Origin of the sequence: Geomonas azotofigens, assembly GCF_018919395.1 — a bacterium.
Classification (GTDB): domain Bacteria; phylum Desulfobacterota; class Desulfuromonadia; order Geobacterales; family Geobacteraceae; genus Geomonas; species Geomonas azotofigens.
Genome location: NZ_JAHLME010000005.1, coordinates 218,271 through 235,218 on the forward strand (window position 1 = coordinate 218,271; position 16,948 = coordinate 235,218).

Here is a 16,948-nt window from a genome sequence, read left to right on the forward strand (position 1 = left end):
CCGCACCTTTCTTTCTGATAACTCCGCCCTTCCCCAGGTCTGGCACCACCTTCTCCCCACGGAAGGATGAAGCGGACCACTGTATGGCTCGACCTCGCTTTAGCAGCCGCGCTACTTCGTCAAGCGCAGGATGTCGCGGTAGATGGTGTCGAAAGCGGCATCGAGCTCATTAGCATTCGCCGCATAGGCGAAGATGCCGGCAGGCTGATCAGGCTGGTACGTGTCCACTCCCTTCACGTTTGCCACCCGCTTCATTAAGTTCAAACCTAACTCATCGTTGCCGTAGCCACAGTCCACCTCAAGTTCGGCCAGCCGTGCCCCTAGCCCGATGGTGTAAATGACGATGGGTCTCCCCACCGCTCCCGACTCGCTGCGGGCGGCGTTGGCTATGTTTTCCGCGGCGTTGCGTGCGGCCCGATTTAAGTTGCACAGGGTGTGGGGGATCTGCGGGGCTCCTGGCGGGTCAAAGCCCCGCCTTCCGCGAGGACTATGAAAGCTCACCGTACCGGAAAAGTCGCCATCCGGGAGGTAGGCTATGTCGTATGACCCAAGGAAACTGTTCCGGCGATTGATAGCGTACAGTTCGCCCAAGCCCTGCGACGACAGAGAACCGCGTACGGTCCCTACACTCGATTTGAAGTCACCAGCAACACCATTGGGCGCGCCGTCGGAAAAAAGAACAATGATCCTCAAGCGAGACTGTTGCGCGGGGGGTACCGCGTCCAACTGGTGCTTGGCCAGACGCAATGCCTCCTCTACGTTTGTGTAGCCCCCGAAAGTAATGGCCTCTATGGCATCTGCGACGTTGGTTTTGTTGAACCCCCTACGAGCATTGATGCTGGCATCCTCTTCCGCCCCCATTGCGAAATGAATCAAACCGATCCTATCGTTTCTCTCATCGAATTTGCTGACGAAAGTCTTGGCGGCCGACTTGAGCAGGCCCGGGGTCTCCGCCGGACTAGTTGGCGGCATCAGTGAGTGCGTGCTGTCCAGGACCAGAACCAGGTCAAGTGACGCGATGGTCGATGTACCCGTTGCGCCCACGGTGAAGCTGTTCCGACCCAACACCTTGGCGAAGTAGGCAGGGGCCACGGCGGTGGTACTGACGGTGACCTCCCAAGACTTCTCACTATTGTCGTACCTCAACGTCGTCGACGGGGCTGCGACGGATGCCCCCAGCAGGCCGTCGGGATAGTTGACGGCGAAAAACTTGACCGCCTCCGCTGTGGCGGCGCTCTCCCCTTGGGCGACCGCCCTTCCCGCCGCCAACGCCGCGGCATCGACTGCGGCACTGAGCTTTGTCTTGACCAAATAAGCCATGCCGAGATCTATGGCGAGACCGATCATTGCCAGCAAAAACACCGCGGCAGCGGCAAAGCCCACGAGCACCTGTCCGCTGCCTCCGCGTAAACGGCATCTCATACCTTCCCTCCCCGACTCCGTCGCGTGGCTAGAAGACGGTTCTAGAGTAGAACTGTTTACCGAGTGTTACGGCGCTGTTGGAAAAGAGACTCTGGTAGTTGTAGAAGACTTCGACGACGTATGCGGTCTGTTTGGGGTTCAGGTTGAGTGAAGCCAACTCGTTGGCTACAGGATTGGGGTCGGCCGGCGAGGGGGTCCCGATCCTGCTGCTTATGTCGTTTTGCAGGCCGCTGTTTTTCCAGGGGTTCTGTGACAGGATCCGGTCTCCCTTCACCACGGTGACGAACATCATCCCCTTCCCTCTCATGTCCAGCGGCTGAGCGGTAGCCGCCAACACGTCCATGACCGCCTGCGGGTTTTCATGCAGCCCCGGGGAGGGGCGGGACGCGAGATTGGCGCCCTCCCGGCTCATGTTGGCGATGGTGTTGCTGACTCTGATGGCGCACGCGAAATCGTAGATTCCGAGCAGAAGCAGAGCGAACACGAGCAAGAGCAAGGCGAATTCAACCAAGGCCTGCCCCCTGCCTCTATTTGAGCGGGGTGGGAACTTCATGGTCTCCCCTTATCCGGGAAGTTTTCATTTGCCATGGCCGACCTCACCGTGAAGGTGTAGGCGCCGCCGGTAATGATCGGTTTCAGGACCGGCGTCAAAAGAGGACAGGTATAGGTCAGGCTGACGACGATGATCTGGTTCCTCTCACCCGGCTCATCCTGGGTGGGGGTTCCGGTGTAGTTGGCAAAGTTGACCTGAGCTGGGTCCACCACGCTAATCCTCGGGTCCTTTGGATTGTGGAGGTTCCTGTCGTAAAGCCCCACCGACTGCTCCCTGATCCTTTGGATCAACGACTCCTTCCGCCCCATACCCGGCTGGGTCTGACCGGTGATCGCGTAGCGGGTTCCCTCCCGGACCGCATGCTGCATGGTGAGGTTCACAAAGAACATCCAGGCGAGGTCGCAGATGGCGAAACCCAAGAATGCCACGACCGCGACGAGCAGGGCGAACTCTACCAACGCCTGACCCTTTCTGTTGTGTTTTGCCATGTCTCACCCCGGTAAAACCGTTGCCGCCCCCGTAACGCATGAGAGCCGCAGGCTAGGCGCCAAAACGCACCCCAGTATAAATTAGAAAAAATCAATTTCAAGACACAAACGCCTTCTGTTGGTACAGCCGCGCCACGACGGCAGCCGTTGCGGCTCCAACGCTTATTGGTGGGTCCTCCTTCCGTTACGACAGATCGCCCCCATCGCTCCCCTCCAAAAAAAACGCTTGCAGTTTTTTTTCGACGTCGTAGTATTTTTAAATGTTTTTAATCTTAACGCTTTCAATGAACTTTTCTGACAAAATACTGAATAAAACCTAAACTTTCGTGTCATAAAGTGTAATTTTTTACATAATTGACAGTTAAAATTCAGTACTAACAACTAAACAAAAGTTGTTGCACCAATTGAAATATTTAAAACATTCAGAATGTGTTTTGAATATAACTTATTTTATCAGGACGTAATTGGACAGGACCAACATCAGGAAAGTCGTACCACTCAGCCCAACAAAGGAGGTGTCATCATGTTTGAAAAGTTAAAGAGAACCGGGAAGAAAATGAAGGACGCCCTTAAAAGCAACAGAGGGCAAGGGTTGGTCGAGTACGCGTTGATACTGGTGCTTATAGCTATCGTCGTAATTCTCGCGGTAAGAACTCTCGGAACGACCACGCGTTCCATCTTCCAGAACGTCAACACCGAACTGACGAAGTAACGGCTACCTTGCCACCTGCGGGGAGGGTGCAGCGCTCCCCCAGGTGGCTTTGGCGCATCCAGCAGGGGATCAGGCGCATCCGCTGGGTCCCTCCTTGGCTACCCCAGCGCCAGTTACCGCAGTAGTCGCCACGCCCTCACCGAAAAGCAGTCCTGGGCGGCCTGGCCGCCGTGGGATTCCGATATTCACGCTCTGGCTGGTCCATTTTTGACCGCGCACCCAAGGCTTGCGGCACAGCCTGCGTCGGTTCCGGTCAAGAGCAAGAGGAGGAACGGACTATGACCCGCCCCAACGCAGTCGCAGTAGTCTCGGTCTTCTCGCTGCTATTCGCCGTGGCTGCCGGCTGGCTCACCTACGGTTACCTGCAGAAGGAGATGGACAGCGTCAAGGCCGTCCAGCCGCAACGGATCGTAGTTGCCGCGGCGGATATCCCCATCGGCTCCGCCATTAACCAATCACAAGTGAAAATCGCCTCCTGGCCCAAGGACAGCATCCCCCCCGGCAGCGCGCAGAATCTCGACACCGTGGTGAACCGGGTGGCGATTCGCCCCATCACCAGGGGAGACGCCATCACCGAGCCCAAGCTGAAACCTAAAACGGGAGCGTCCGGAAACGGCTTCATGACCTACGTGGTGCCGCAGGGGCACCGGGCCGTGACGGTGGGAGTGAACGAGGTGGCGGGAGTGGCGGGTTTTCTCACCCCAAGCGACCGGGTGGACGTCATCGTGACCACGCCCTTGCCGAGCAACGAGAAGGAGAGCATCAGCAAGATCGTCCTCGAGAACGTGCCGGTACTGGCCACGGGCCAGATCACCGACCAGAAGGAAGGGAAGCCGGTCGTGGTACCGACGGTGACGCTCGACCTGGTCCCGGAGGACGCGGAAAAACTGGTGCTGTCGGCAAGCAAGGGGTCCCTGCAGCTTTTACTGAGAAACATCTCCGACACCACCCATGTCGAGTCCCGTGGGGCGACCATCGCCAAGGTGCTGGGCGGCGTGGAGCCGGTGCGGGTAAAAGCCGTGGAGCGCCGGGCGCCTGTGCCCCCGCCGGCGCGCAGGCCGGTAACCGTGGTGAAAGCGGTTCCGTCGCACACCCTGGAAATCGTGCGCGGGACCGAGAAGTCTTCCAAACAGTACCCGGAGTGACCATCGCCGAAAAATAAACCTTAAGGACGAGGTGGCCAATGAATCTCCTCCTCTCAAAGAGATGCTTCATGCTGGTTACGCTACTGGTGATGCTCGGGGGGATCAACCGCTCCTGGGCAGGCGTGCCGACCACGGTCATCGTGAACAAGGGCGTGGTCTTGAACCTGAAACAACCGGCGCGCTACGTCACGGTCACCGACAAGAACATCGTCGACCTCCCCGACCCGCCGCGGCGCAACCAGCTTGTGATCAACGGCCGCAAGATCGGAGCCACCAACGTGATCGTCTGGGAGGAGAACAGCGACAAGCCGATCTTCTTCGATGTCCGCGTGGTGGGCGACCGGGAGAGCGTCGAGTCGCAACTGCGCGATTTCGCGCCCGACGACGACATCAGCGTCGACTACGCCGATGAAACCCTGGTCCTCTCGGGAACGGTCGCGAGCGAGAGCACCGGGAAACGGGCGGAGGAAATCGCCAAGGCCTATGCCACCAAGGTGCTGAACCACATCACCGTGGACCAGCCGCTCCAGGTGCTGCTGCAGGTCAAGGTGGCGCAGGTGGACCGCACTTCGCTCAAGAAACTCGGGGTGAGTGCTCTGGTCACGGGAAGCAGCGCCGAAGGCTTCTACAACTTGATCGGGGCTCCCAACGGGAGTTCGACCGTCACGACCTCCGACGGTTCCAGGAGCAGTTCCACCCACGCCACGGGAATCGCCGGCAACATACCGGGCCTGGGGAGTTTCAACCCCCTGGACAGCTTCACCGCTGGGGTCTCGTACTTCCCCGCCGGCATCGGCGCGGTGCTCCAGGCACTGAGCAACAAGGGGCTCGCCAAGATCCTCGCGGAACCTAACCTCCTGGTGAAAAGCGGGTCCGAAGGGAATTTCCTGGCGGGAAGCGAGATCCCCTACAGCGTGATCACCAGCCTCGGCGCGGCCGCTACCACCTCCATCGTCTACAAGACCGTGGGTGTGAAGCTCAAGTTCAACCCGGAGGTGCGCCCCAACGGGATGATCAGCCTCAAGATCGACCCCGCCGAGGTGAGCAGCATCGCCGGAACGCTTCCCGTGAACGGCTACCCCATCATAGACAGCCGCAACGTCAGCACCAGCGTCGAGCTGCGCGAAGGGGAGAGCCTGGTGCTCGCCGGCCTGCTGCAGGAGGAGCAGATCAAGAACATGTCCAAGATCCCTCTTCTGGGCGACATCCCGATCCTCGGGGCGCTGTTCCGCGCCACGGACAAGGAGATCAGGGAAAGGGACCTGGTCTTCTTCATCACCCCGAAGATCATCACCCCGACTCCTCCGGGGACCGCCACTTCGCTGCCGACCGACCGGAAGGATCCCCGCGAGGAGCGGCAGTTCGACTGGATTCCCAAGCTTCCCAGATGAGAGCGGACGGGCCGGCTGCCGTCCAGCGTGACGCCGGGCAAACCTCCGGTAAAAGGGGCTCCTAAGATGACATCGCCGTTTTCCATCGCCATCATAGACGAGGACAAGCTCTCCAGGGACGCGCTGCTCTCCTCCCTGAAGACGTACGCCGACTCCATCACCATGGCAGGGCCCATCGAACAGGTCAGCCGCCCCTCTTCCCTTCAGAACGGGGCGCCCAACGTGGTGTTTCTCGGGGTCGCCAAGGTCGAGCAGGGGATAAAGGACATCCGGGCCATAACCAGCCAGTTTCCCAGGGCATCGGTGATCGCCTGTTCCTCTGAAAAAAACGTGGAGGGTTTCCTGGCCCTCATGCGCGCCGGCGCCGTCGAGTACCTGCTGCGCCCGATCGGTCAGGAGGAGTTGGACCTATCCCTCAAAAAGGTGAGCCGCCTTCTCTTCGCCGCGACGGCCGAGGCGCCGGCACCGTCGGGGAAGATCTTCGCGGTGTACAACCCGATCGGCGGCATGGGCACCACCACGGTGGCGGTGAACCTGGCCGCGGCGCTGGCGGCCGACGGCGCCAAGGTGGCGCTGGTGGACCTGAACCTCGAGGCGGGGGACGTGAACACCTTCCTCAACGTGAACCCCGCCTATACCCTTAGCAGCGTGACCAGCAACATCGATCGGCTTGACGCCAACTTCCTGATGAGCGTGATGACGCGCCACGCCTCCGGCCCCTTCATCCTTACCGAGCCGCTCGAGGTGGACGAGGCGATCTCCATCACGCCGGATCAGATCCAGCGCATGCTCGAGCTGCTCAAGAAGATGTTCAACTACGTGGTGGTCGACTGCTCGGGGCTGCTCTCTGGGTGCAACCTGGTGATACTGGACCGGGCCGACCTGATCCTGTTCAACACCACCCTGAGCCTGCCGGCCCTCAAGAACAGCAGGCGCTACCTTCTGGCTCTGGCCAACAAGGGGCATGACCGCGACCGGGTCAAGCTCGTCATCAACCGGTACCTTCCCAAGTCCGACATCCAGCTGAAGGACGCGGAAAAGGTCCTGGGGGTGCCGGTGTTCCAGGCCATCCCCAACGACTACGGCGACGTGGTCTCGTCGGTCAACAAGGGGATGCCGGTGGTGCAACTGCTCCCGAGATCCCCGGTAAGCAAGGCCATACTGGGGCTTGCGGAGCGGGTGAAACGGTAGCCGCAGCCAACCGCCCCGAAAGGCCGCAGCAGAGTCGGAGGGGGCGCCCGTCAGGGGGTAGCCATGTTGCTTGACGACGGATTGAAACCGGCCGTGCCGACGGCGGACGACGACCAGCTCAGAGACATGAAGACGCGGATCCACCGGCGCCTGATCGACACCATCGACCTGGCCAAGATGGACCTCATGAGAAGCAGCGAGGTGGTCTCGGAAATCAGGAGCGTGATCGAAAGTCTCATCGTGGGAGAGGGGATTCCGCTGAACCAGAAGGAGCGGGACCGGCTGGTGGTGGAGATCCAGCACGAGACCTTCGGTCTGGGGCCGCTCGAACCGCTGCTGGCGGACGACCAGATCTCCGACATCCTGGTCAACAACAGTTCCAATGTGTACGTGGAGCGCCAGGGAAGACTGGTGAAGACCGAGGTCCGCTTCCGTGACAATGCGCACCTGATGCGGATCATCGAGCGGATCGTCTCCAAGGTGGGGCGCCGCATCGACGAGTCCTCCCCCTACGTCGACGCCAGGCTTCCCGACGGCTCGCGCGTCAACGCGATCATCCCGCCACTGGCCCTGGACGGCCCCGTCCTCTCCATCCGGCGCTTCGGCCGCGACCCCCTGACCATGAAAGACCTGGTCCAGCTTCAGACCCTCGACGAGCGCATGGCCGAACTGCTGGAGGGGGCGGTGCAGACCAGGCTGAACATCCTGATCTCCGGCGGCACCGGCACCGGCAAGACCACCCTTTTGAACGTCCTGTCCGCCTTCGTCCCGGCCGATGAGCGCCTGGTGACCATCGAGGATTCGGCGGAACTGCACCTAAAGCAGGAGCACGTGGTGCGCCTGGAAACGAGGCCCCCCAACCTCGAGGGGAGGGGCGAGGTGACCTCGCGCGACCTTCTGCGCAACGCCCTCAGGATGAGGCCAGACCGCATCATCATCGGCGAGGTGCGCGGCGCCGAGGCGCTGGACCTTTTGCAGGCGATGAACACCGGTCACGACGGCTCGCTCTCCACGGTCCACGCCAACACCACCCGCGACGCCCTGTCCCGTCTGGAAACGATGGTGCTGATGGCGGGGGTGGACCTTCCGGAACGTGCCGTGAAGGAGCAACTGGCATCGGCGCTCAACATCGTGCTGCAGCTGGTCAGGTTCTCCGACGGCACGCGCAAGGTGGTGAAGCTCTCCGAGATCACCGGGATGGAGGGAGGCACCATCATGATGCACGACGTCATGGTGTTCCATCAACGGGGCATCGATCCGGAGGGACGGGTCGTGGGGGAATTCCGCGCCACCGGCGTCAGGCCGCTCTTCGCCGAGCGCTTCAGACTCTTCGGACACGAACTCCCCGAGATGATGTTCCGGAACTAGGAGCCGAGCATGCTTTTTCCTATCGTGGCACTGGTTTTTCTGACCACCCTCTGCGCCAGCTGCGCCATCTGCCTCTATATCCTCAGGCGCAGCGCCTCGGCAAGGACGGAGCTTAGAAGACGTCTGCAGCAGATGGCGCGCGGCGGTACGGGGGAGACCCAGCCCGAGTTGCGCGAGGCACTGGCCAGAAAGGCGCACCAGGCGGGAGCGGTCCTCACCCGCATGCCGCATGCGCGCCATTTGGGAAAGAGGCTGGAGCAGGCCGGCATCGGCATCCCTCCCGCGCTGTTGGTGGCCGCGGTCCTTTCGGCTGCGCTTTTCCTTTTCGTGGTGACCGCGCTGGAGGTGGGCTCCATAGCTCTGGCTCTGCCCGCCGCCGTTCTGCCGGTGGTGGCGGCCGAGTTCCTGATCAGGGTAAAGACCACGCGCAGGATCGCCAGGTTCACCGAACTCTTCCCGGACGCGCTCAGCATCATCTCGCGGTCACTCAGGGCGGGACAGTCCCTGACCACGGCGATTCACCTCGTGAGTGAAGAGGTGCCTGAACCGACCGGGACGCTGTTCAAGATCGCCTACGAGCAACAGCAACTCGGCCTGCGGCTGGTGGACGCCCTCGCGGACATGAACCAGAGGATCGAGAGCATGGACCTCAGGTTCTTCACCACGGTCATCGCCATCAACGCCGACATCGGCGGAAATCTCTCCGAGCTTCTGGACAAGCTCGCCGTCACCATCAAGGAGAGACTGAAGATTCGCAGGCAGGTACGGGTCTACACGGCACAGGGGAGGCTTTCGGGCTACGTGCTGGGGGCGCTGCCGCTGGTGGCCTTCGGCTGCTTCACCTTGCTCAGCCCCGAGTACGAAAGCGAGCTGCTCAGGGAACCTTTGGGTCTGTACATCCTCGCCTTCGCGGCGCTCCTGCAGATCGCCGGCCTGTTCATCATCAGGAGGATCATCAGAATCCAGATCTGAGGTGCGCCATGCTCTACCTGATCGCGTTCACGGTGTTCTGCTCGGTGCTGTTGCTGTCGCTGGCCCTGTCCCGCATCCTGCTGTCGAGAAGGAGCCCGGTGGCTCAGCGGATGGCGGCGTTCTTTCCGGCCGACAAGCCTTTGCGGCTCATGCCGGAGGTCGAGTCGGGCACCTGGGCCTCCAAGCTGCAGCGTATCGGCGAGCGGGTGAAGCTCCCGAAGCAGGAACATTCCCGGTACAGGAAAGCCTTGGTGGCCGCGGGCTTCCACCGCGACAGCGTCCACGTCTTTCTCGGCAGCAAGCTTCTGTTCGCCGTGGCGCTGCCGCTTCCCTACCTGCTCCTCATGGTCGCTCCCAGTCATGCCTACTTCGACCTGGTCAACATCGCCGTCTTACTGGCCTGCGCCATCGTCGGCTACCTGCTGCCGAGTTATTGGCTGTCGGTCAAGGTCAAGAAACGGCAACTGGTCATCTTCCATACCCTCCCCGACGTGCTGGACCTGGTGACCCTCTGCGTGGAAGCGGGGCTCAGCATGGATGCCGCCCTGCTGCGCGCCTCGGAGGTTCCCCAGTTGGACCAGAACCCGCTGGCCCTGGAGATCCGGCAGGTAACCATGGAGACCAGGGCCGGCAAGGCGCGTGTCGATGCCCTCAAGGACATGGCGCAGCGAACCATGGTGGACGACATGAGATCTTTCACCACCATGCTCGCCCAGACCGAGCGGTTCGGCACCAGCCTGAGCCAGGCACTGCGTACCTTCTCCGACGACTTGAGGACCAAAAGGAGGCAGGCCGCCGAGGAAGCCGCCGCCAAGACCACGATCAAGCTCATCTTCCCGCTGGTGTTCGCCATCTTCCCCGCCCTGCTGGTGGTGGTCCTGGGTCCGGCGGTGGTCCAGATCACCAAGGTATTCAAGTGAGTGCAGTTCGGGCAGCACCGGGAAGCAAATTCTTGTCCGAGGAGGTGATCCCATGAAAGTCGACTTCAACACGTTCATCCTGCTGGTAATCTCCGTCCAACTGGCACTAAGCTATGCGCGAGCCAGGAAGTAGCGAAGCTTCCCCTTGCCGGCGTTCGGTGCGCCGGCAAGGGTCTCCATCCCCCATTGCTCCCCAGCGCCGGTAGCCGCGATGGCTCCCGCGCCCCTTCGGCCAGAACCGCCGGCCGTTACCGGACCCGCATGAAGAGTGAGCGCCGCCTGATACCGTACCTGGTCCCCTCCATCGCCGATCTGCTCCTGGTGGCGTTGCTCTGTTCGCTGTTCTTCACCGCCCCCTCGCCGCTGCTGCTCGATGGCGACACCGGCTACCACATCCGCGCCGGCGAGGAGATTCTGAGGAGCCGCGCCGTACCCCACTTCGACATGTTCTCCCAGCACGCCCCGCCTCTGCCCTGGACCGCGCACGAATGGCTCGCGGAGGTGATCATGGCCCTGTTGCACCAGTGGGCCGGGATGAGCGGCGTGGTGGCACTGTACGCGCTGCTGCTGGCGGTGACCTTCCGGTTGTTGTTCCGGGCCCTGCTGAGCTACGACACGGGCGTACTGACGGCGACGGCGGTGACCCTCTCCGCCCTGATCTGCTCCAAGCTGCACTGGCTGGCGCGCCCGCACCTCTTCACCTTCCTGTTCCTGGTCCTCTTTCACCACCTGCTGGAGAGGTGGCGCAGGGGGGGCGGCAGCTCGTTGTGGCCGCTCCCGCCGCTCATGCTGCTGTGGGCCAACCTGCACGGCGGCTTCGCCGTCGGATTCCTGCTGCTGGCGGCCTATCTCGCCGGGGCGGCGGCGGGGACCTTCGCCGGCACCGCCCCGGCACGCCGCGCCGCGCGGCAAAAGAGCGCGGAGCTTCTGGCCGCGATCGCCGCCTGCCTGGCCGCCACCTTGGTGAACCCGTACGGATGGCGCCTGCTGCTGTTCCCGTTCAAGCTGGTCGCGGACCGCTACCTGATGGAACACGTCGCGGAGTTTCTCCCCCCCGCGATCCATGGATGGGGCCCCTTCACCTGGCTGCTGCTGCTCCTGCTCGCCCTCTTCGCCCTGTCGCGGAGAAAGGCCGAGCCGACCGAGCTGCTGCTGATCGTGGGCTTTGGCTACATGGCCCTCACCTCCGTGCGGTACATCCCGCTGTTCAGCCTGGTGACGGCCCCGGCCCTGGCAGCCCGGATCGGGGAACTGGGGCGGGACGTGCGGGGCAAGTGGGCACGCTTGCTGACCGAGATCTCCGCCCGCCTCGCCCCCCTGGAGCGCAGCGTCCGCCCCCCCGTGTGGGGAACCGCCGCCCTGGCGGTGGTAACGGCGGCCGCGGCCGGCGGCCTCTTCCGCCATTCCTTCGACCGCCACTTGATGCCGGTGGACGCCTGCGAGTTCGTGTTGCGTACCGGGATCAAGGGGCGGGTGTTCAACAGCGACGAGTTCGGGGACTATCTCATCTACCGCGGCTATCCCGCGTGCCGGGTCTTCATCGACGGCAGGCTGGACATGTACGGGGCAAAACGGCTCAAGGAGTACAACGAGGTGATCGATTTCCGGCCGGGATGGGACCGGGTGCTGGAGCGCTACGGCATCACCTGGATCATGTTCGAGGCCGATTCCAACTTCGCCAGGTTTCTGCAGCAACGGGGCGAATGGCACCTCGTCTACGCGGACAACGTCGCCAAGATCTTTGAGAAAAAGAGCGCCAACCGCTAGCCGTCCCCTCCCGTCCTCCTCCCGTCCATCCCAGCCATCCCGCCCGCAAACCAATTAGCCCCAGCCAGCAGCCCCAGCCCCTCCTCGCGCCCTTCTCGCGCGCTCCGCTCCCTTCATCAGCAGCACACCAGCCGCCACGACGCCCCCCCATTCCAGCAAAGAAGTCCTGCATCAGGAAATATCGCGTTGTTTACAAAACGATTAAAGTAAGCGCCCCCCTTGCCGATATGGTCTACACGGATATAACACCGGTTGTTAATTTCCATCGAGTGGTTTCAGCACAAAAGAAACCACCTGAAATGGCGGCAAAAAGTGGGTAAAAAAGTTTTTGTTAATAAAGCAAACATTACGCCCGGAGGGCCATTCACCGTGGAGCGCGCCAGGGAGCTGCACCTGTTCCTCCTGGAGCGCCTCGACGGGCTGCCGGAGCAGACCGGGCAGGCGAGCATCGACCTCTCCCGGGTGGACGACATCGACGCCTGCGGCTGCCAATTGCTCGCCCTCTTTCTGGAAAGCGTGAAACGCCGCGGCAGCACCCCGGTCATCGTCGCGACGCCTGCCGCTCTCAGCGAACGGATCGAGGCCCTCGGGTTCCGCGACCTTCTGGCGTCGCCGCCCGAACCGTGATGGGACCGGCCTCGGACAGCAAAGGAACTGGCATGACGACTCCCAAAGGGGAAACCAGCAGCGTGGACCTGAACCGCTTCAACGAAGTCTTCTTCGAGGAGTGCGCGGAGAACCTTGCCGAGATGGAGCAGATCCTGATCTCGCTGGGCGACCGGGAACCGGACCACGAGCAGATGAACGCGATCTTCCGCGCCGCGCACTCCATCAAGGGTGGCGCCGGCATCTTCGGTTTCCAGGACATGACCGTGGTGACCCATGTCATGGAGTCGCTGCTGGACCGGCTCAGAAACCGCGAGATTCCCTTCGTCCCCGACATGATCGACCTCTTCCTGGAAGCCGGAGACGCCATCGCCATGCAGCTTGCCTGGCACCGCGAGGGAAAGGCGGTGAACCAGGAGGCGATCGACGCCGTGCGGGCCAAACTGCAGCGCGCTATCGACGCCGGCGCGCCCGCTCCGGAGCTCCCCCCGGAGCTGGATGAAGGCGCGACCGCTCGCGAGGAGGAGCTGTTGCCGCGCCGCTGCCGGCTCACCTTCACCCCCGATGCCGAGATCTTCGCGAGGGGGATCCGGATGGAGAGCATCATCTCGGAGTTGGCGGAACTCGCCGAGCCGGGTGAGTTTCAATGCCGCGCGCAGCTCATCGAGCTCCCCGACCTGGCTGAGCTGGACCCGGAGCGTTGCATGACCCGCTGGAACTTCGCGCTGCTCACGCGGGCGAGCCGGGAGCAGGTCCTGGACGTCTTCATGTTCGTGGCCGACGAGGAGCAGCTCCAGATCGAGGATGAATCCGTGGATCGCCGCACCCCGGCGGGAGAACCGGCGGCCGATCCTCCCATCCTCCCACCACCCGGCAGGCGCGCCTACGACAACGGCGAAACCGCCCCCGGCGCCTTCGGCAGGCGCGGCGGCGAGACCGAGTCATCGATACGGGTGAACGTCACCAAGGTGGACCAGTTGGTCAACCAGATCGGCGAGCTCCTGATCACCCAGGCGATGCTGAGCCAGTTCGCCGTGGGCCTCGATCCCATCCTGCACGAGGCGCTGCAGCGCGGCCTCGCCCAACTGGAGCGCAACACCCGCGACCTGCAGGGGATCGTGATGTCGATCCGGCTGGTGCCGATCAGCATCGTCTTCAGCCGGTTCCCGCGCCTGGTACGCGAGATCGCGGCGAAGCTCGGCAAGCAGGTCGAGTTCAAGACCGTCGGCGACAGCACGGAACTGGACCGGGGGCTGATCGAGAAGATCGCCGACCCCCTGGGACACCTGGTGCGCAACGCGCTGGACCACGGGCTGGAAACCCCGGAGAGGCGGGTCGCCAGCGGCAAGAGCCCGACCGGCACGCTGCAGCTTTCCGCCTCCCAGGTCGGCGGCAGGATTGTCATCGACGTGACCGACGACGGCGCCGGGTTGAACCGGGACAAGATCATCGCCAAGGCGCTCGAGTGCGGCATCCCCTGCTCCGAAGCCATGAGCGACGAGGAGGTCTGGCAGCTCATCTTCGCCCCCGGCTTCTCCACGGCGAGCGAGGTGACCGACATCTCCGGCCGCGGCGTGGGCATGGACGTCGTGATCAAGAACGTCCAGTCCATCGGCGGCCGGGTCCAGATCGCCTCCGAGGCGGGGCGCGGGGCGCGCTTCACCATCAGCCTGCCGCTCACCCTGGCCATCCTGGAGGGGCTTTCCGTCGCCGTCGGGGAGGAGAAATTCATCATTCCCCTCAACGTGGTGATCGAGTCGCTGCAGCCCCAGCCCGAACAGTTGAAGAGCGTCAACGGCCGTGAGGTGGTCCAGGTGCGCGGAGAATACCTCCCCATCCTCAAGCTGCACCGGATGTTCAACCTGGAGGCGGAGGTGACCGAACCGCAGCAGGGGATCCTGGTGATGGTGGAGGCGGACGGGGAGCGGGGGGCCATCCTGGTGGACGCCCTTTTGGACGAGCAGCAGGTGGTGGTGAAAAGCATCGAAACGAACTTCCGCCGGGTCGAAGGGAGCGCCGGGGCCACCATCCTGGGAGACGGGCGGGTGGCGCTGATCCTCGACCTGCCCGAGTTGTTCGCGATGCACAAGAAGCTGTAGCGGCACAAAGGAGGCAATAACATCATGCAGACGACACAGGGCACTGTGGTGCAACAACTGGCGACGGAGGCGGCTTCGGAGTACCTCACCTTCACCCTGGGGAGCGAAAGCTACGGCATCGACATCCTGAAGGTGCAGGAGATCAGGGGGTACGACTGCGTCACGCGCATCGCCAACACACCGGCGTTCATCAAGGGGGTCATCAACCTGCGCGGGGTGATCGTCCCCATCGTCGACCTGCGCATCAAGTTCAACGTGGGCGAGGTGACCTACCACGAGTTCACCGTGGTGATCATCATCAACGTGCTGAACAAGGTGGTGGGGATCGTGGTGGACGGGGTTTCCGACGTGGTGGCGCTCCCGGCGCAGAGCATCAAGCCCGCTCCGGAGCTCGGGGCGTCCCTGGACACCCGCTACATCACCGGGCTTGGCACCTTGAACGACGAGATGCTGATCCTGGTGGACATCGAGAAACTGATCGGCAGTGACGAGCTGCAAATCGTTGACAGTACCGTGGAGAATACTCAGAAAGAGGCGGTGAACCTATGAAAATTTCGCGATTCAAAGACTGGAAGATCCTGACCAAGATCCTGAGCATCTCGGTGGCCACCATCGTCATGATGGTGCTGGGCGTGATGTTCTACGTGCTCCCCTTCATGCAGAACAAGCTGATGGACGAGAAGATCCAGGCCACCAAGGCGGTGGTCGACGTGGCCTTCGACGTCCTGACCGCGAACCAGAACGCGGTGAAGGAAGGGAAGAAAACCCTGCAACAGGCCCAGGCCGACGCCCTCAAGCAGATCTCCGAGATGAGGTACCACGGCAACGAGTACTTCTGGGTCAACGACCTGGACACCAAGGTGCTCATGCACCCGATCAAGCCGGAGCTGGTGGGCAAGACCCAGTACGAAAACAAGGATCCCAACGGCAAAAGGCTCTACGTCGAGTTCGTCAACGTCTGCAAGGAGAAGGGCGAAGGCGTGGTGGACTACATGTGGGCCAAGCCCGGCTCCACCGTCCCGGTCCCCAAGATCTCCTACGTCATGCTGATGAAGGAGTGGGGCTGGATCGTGGGGAGCGGCATCTACGTCGATACCGTAACCGCCGAGATGAACAAGATGAAGTGGCAGATCATCGGCGGCACCGCAGCGCTGGCCGTGGTCATCTTCCTCTTCGCCTGGTTCACGGCGCGCAGGATCAAGGAGCCGCTGGACCAGGCCATCGCCGCCTCCAAGCGCATCGCCTCGGGGGACCTCACCGCGCAGATCGCGGTGGAGAGCAAGGACGAGACCGGCGAACTGCTCGCCTCGCTCAAGGAGATGAACGAGGGGCTCGCGCATATCGTGGGCGACGTGAGAACCGGCGCCGAATCGATCGCCACGGCGACCGAGGAGATCGCGGCGGGCAACGCCGACCTGTCCCAGCGCACCGAGGAGCAGGCCAGCGCCCTGGAGGAGACCGCTTCCAGCATGGAGGAGCTCACCTCGACGGTGAAGCAGAACGCGGACAACGCCCAGGCGGCCAACCAGCTCGCCATCAACGCCAGCGGCGTGGCGGTCAAGGGTGGCGAGGTGATCACTCGGGTGGTGCGCACCATGGAGAGCATCACCGACAGCTCCAAGAAGATCTCGGACATCATCGGCGTCATCGACGGCATCGCCTTCCAGACCAACATCCTCGCCCTGAACGCCGCGGTCGAGGCGGCGCGCGCCGGCGAGCAGGGAAGAGGGTTCGCCGTGGTCGCCGCCGAAGTGAGAAGCCTCGCCCAGAGGAGCGCCGCGGCCGCCAAGGAGATCAAGGCCCTCATCGAGGACTCGGTCTCCAAGGTGCAGGACGGCAGTCGCCTCGTGGAGGAGGCGGGACGCACCACCCAGGACATCGTCACCAGCATCAAGAGGGTGACCGACATCATGGCCGAGATCTCGGCGGCCTCGCTGGAGCAGTCCAGCGGCATCGAGCAAGTGAACACCGCCATCACCCAGATGGACGACGTCACCCAGCAAAACGCCGCCCTGGTCGAGGAGGCGGCGGCCGCCGCGGAATCGCTCGAGGAACAGGCCCAGCAGCTGGTGGCCGTGGTGGCGCGCTTCACCCTGGAGCAGGGGCAAAAAAGCGGCGGCCCCGCCGCTCCGGAGAAGCGCAAACTGACCCACGCCGCGGCGAAGCCCAAGGCGTCCGAGAGGAAGATAAAGCCCGTGGCGGTGGCGGCAGGGGTAAAAGCGCAGGAACAACGTCCATCCCGGTCCGCCGAGGCCGCGGAAGTCGACGATGACTGGAAGGAGTTCTGAGACCCCAGACGTCCACAGAACCGGGG

15 protein-coding genes are annotated in these 16,948 nt (G+C 62.7%); 12 read left to right on the forward strand and 3 right to left on the reverse strand.

The annotated features are described in order from the left end of the window. Positions 1–111 precede the first annotated feature (111 nt). From KOL99_RS17120 to KOL99_RS17130, 3 genes are read right to left on the reverse strand one after another with little or no spacing between them, the layout of a single operon-like run. Positions 112–1,422, reverse strand: a complete 1,311-nt coding sequence (locus KOL99_RS17120) for a vWA domain-containing protein (protein WP_216511681.1) — start codon at positions 1,420–1,422, stop codon at positions 112–114. Positions 1,423–1,450: 28 nt separating this feature from the next. Beyond that, positions 1,451–1,933, reverse strand: coding sequence for a TadE/TadG family type IV pilus assembly protein (locus KOL99_RS17125; RefSeq protein WP_216511682.1), 483 nt, complete (start codon positions 1,931–1,933; stop codon positions 1,451–1,453). A 38-nt stretch (positions 1,934–1,971) separates the two neighbouring features. Further along, on the reverse strand, positions 1,972–2,463 hold the full coding sequence (locus KOL99_RS17130; RefSeq protein ID WP_216511683.1) for a TadE/TadG family type IV pilus assembly protein: 492 nt from the start codon (positions 2,461–2,463) through the stop codon (positions 1,972–1,974). Positions 2,464–2,986: 523 nt separating this feature from the next. On the opposite strand from KOL99_RS17130, the gene KOL99_RS17135 reads away from it, so the two are divergent. From KOL99_RS17135 to KOL99_RS17190, 12 genes are all read left to right on the forward strand, one after another. Next, entirely contained in the window at positions 2,987–3,175 is a 189-nt protein-coding gene (locus KOL99_RS17135; protein ID WP_216511684.1) for a Flp family type IVb pilin, read from the forward strand. A gap of 278 nt (positions 3,176–3,453) precedes the next feature. Next, positions 3,454–4,320: a Flp pilus assembly protein CpaB gene (gene cpaB, locus KOL99_RS17140; protein WP_216511685.1), complete on the forward strand. Its 867-nt coding sequence runs from the start codon at positions 3,454–3,456 to the stop codon at positions 4,318–4,320. Between the two features lie 68 nt (positions 4,321–4,388). Beyond that, positions 4,389–5,711, forward strand: a complete 1,323-nt coding sequence (locus KOL99_RS17145; protein WP_236026368.1) for a type II and III secretion system protein family protein — start codon at positions 4,389–4,391, stop codon at positions 5,709–5,711. 66 nt (positions 5,712–5,777) lie between these two features. Beyond that, positions 5,778–6,902, forward strand: coding sequence for an AAA family ATPase (locus KOL99_RS17150; protein WP_216511687.1), 1,125 nt, complete (start codon positions 5,778–5,780; stop codon positions 6,900–6,902). 63 nt (positions 6,903–6,965) lie between these two features. Then, entirely contained in the window at positions 6,966–8,270 is a 1,305-nt protein-coding gene (locus KOL99_RS17155; RefSeq protein WP_236026369.1) for a CpaF family protein, read from the forward strand. Between the two features lie 9 nt (positions 8,271–8,279). Next, positions 8,280–9,242: a type II secretion system F family protein gene (locus KOL99_RS17160; protein ID WP_216511688.1), complete on the forward strand. Its 963-nt coding sequence runs from the start codon at positions 8,280–8,282 to the stop codon at positions 9,240–9,242. Between the two features lie 8 nt (positions 9,243–9,250). Beyond that, positions 9,251–10,162 carry a type II secretion system F family protein gene (locus KOL99_RS17165; protein WP_216511689.1) on the forward strand — a complete coding sequence of 304 codons (912 nt, stop codon included), beginning with the start codon at positions 9,251–9,253 and terminating at the stop codon, positions 10,160–10,162. 261 nt (positions 10,163–10,423) lie between these two features. Continuing rightward, on the forward strand, positions 10,424–11,929 hold the full coding sequence (locus tag KOL99_RS17170; RefSeq protein ID WP_216511690.1) for a hypothetical protein: 1,506 nt from the start codon (positions 10,424–10,426) through the stop codon (positions 11,927–11,929). Between the two features lie 369 nt (positions 11,930–12,298). After that, entirely contained in the window at positions 12,299–12,556 is a 258-nt protein-coding gene (locus KOL99_RS17175; RefSeq protein ID WP_216511691.1) for an STAS domain-containing protein, read from the forward strand. A gap of 32 nt (positions 12,557–12,588) precedes the next feature. Next, entirely contained in the window at positions 12,589–14,634 is a 2,046-nt protein-coding gene (locus KOL99_RS17180; protein ID WP_216511692.1) for a chemotaxis protein CheW, read from the forward strand. A 24-nt stretch (positions 14,635–14,658) separates the two neighbouring features. After that, positions 14,659–15,183 (forward strand): chemotaxis protein CheW, encoded by a 525-nt coding sequence (locus tag KOL99_RS17185; RefSeq protein WP_216511693.1) that lies wholly within the window; start codon positions 14,659–14,661, stop codon positions 15,181–15,183. Beyond that, positions 15,180–16,922 carry a methyl-accepting chemotaxis protein gene (locus KOL99_RS17190; RefSeq protein WP_216511694.1) on the forward strand — a complete coding sequence of 581 codons (1,743 nt, stop codon included), beginning with the start codon at positions 15,180–15,182 and terminating at the stop codon, positions 16,920–16,922. Before KOL99_RS17185 ends, KOL99_RS17190 begins: the two co-directional genes overlap by 4 nt. Positions 16,923–16,948: the final 26 nt, after the last annotated feature.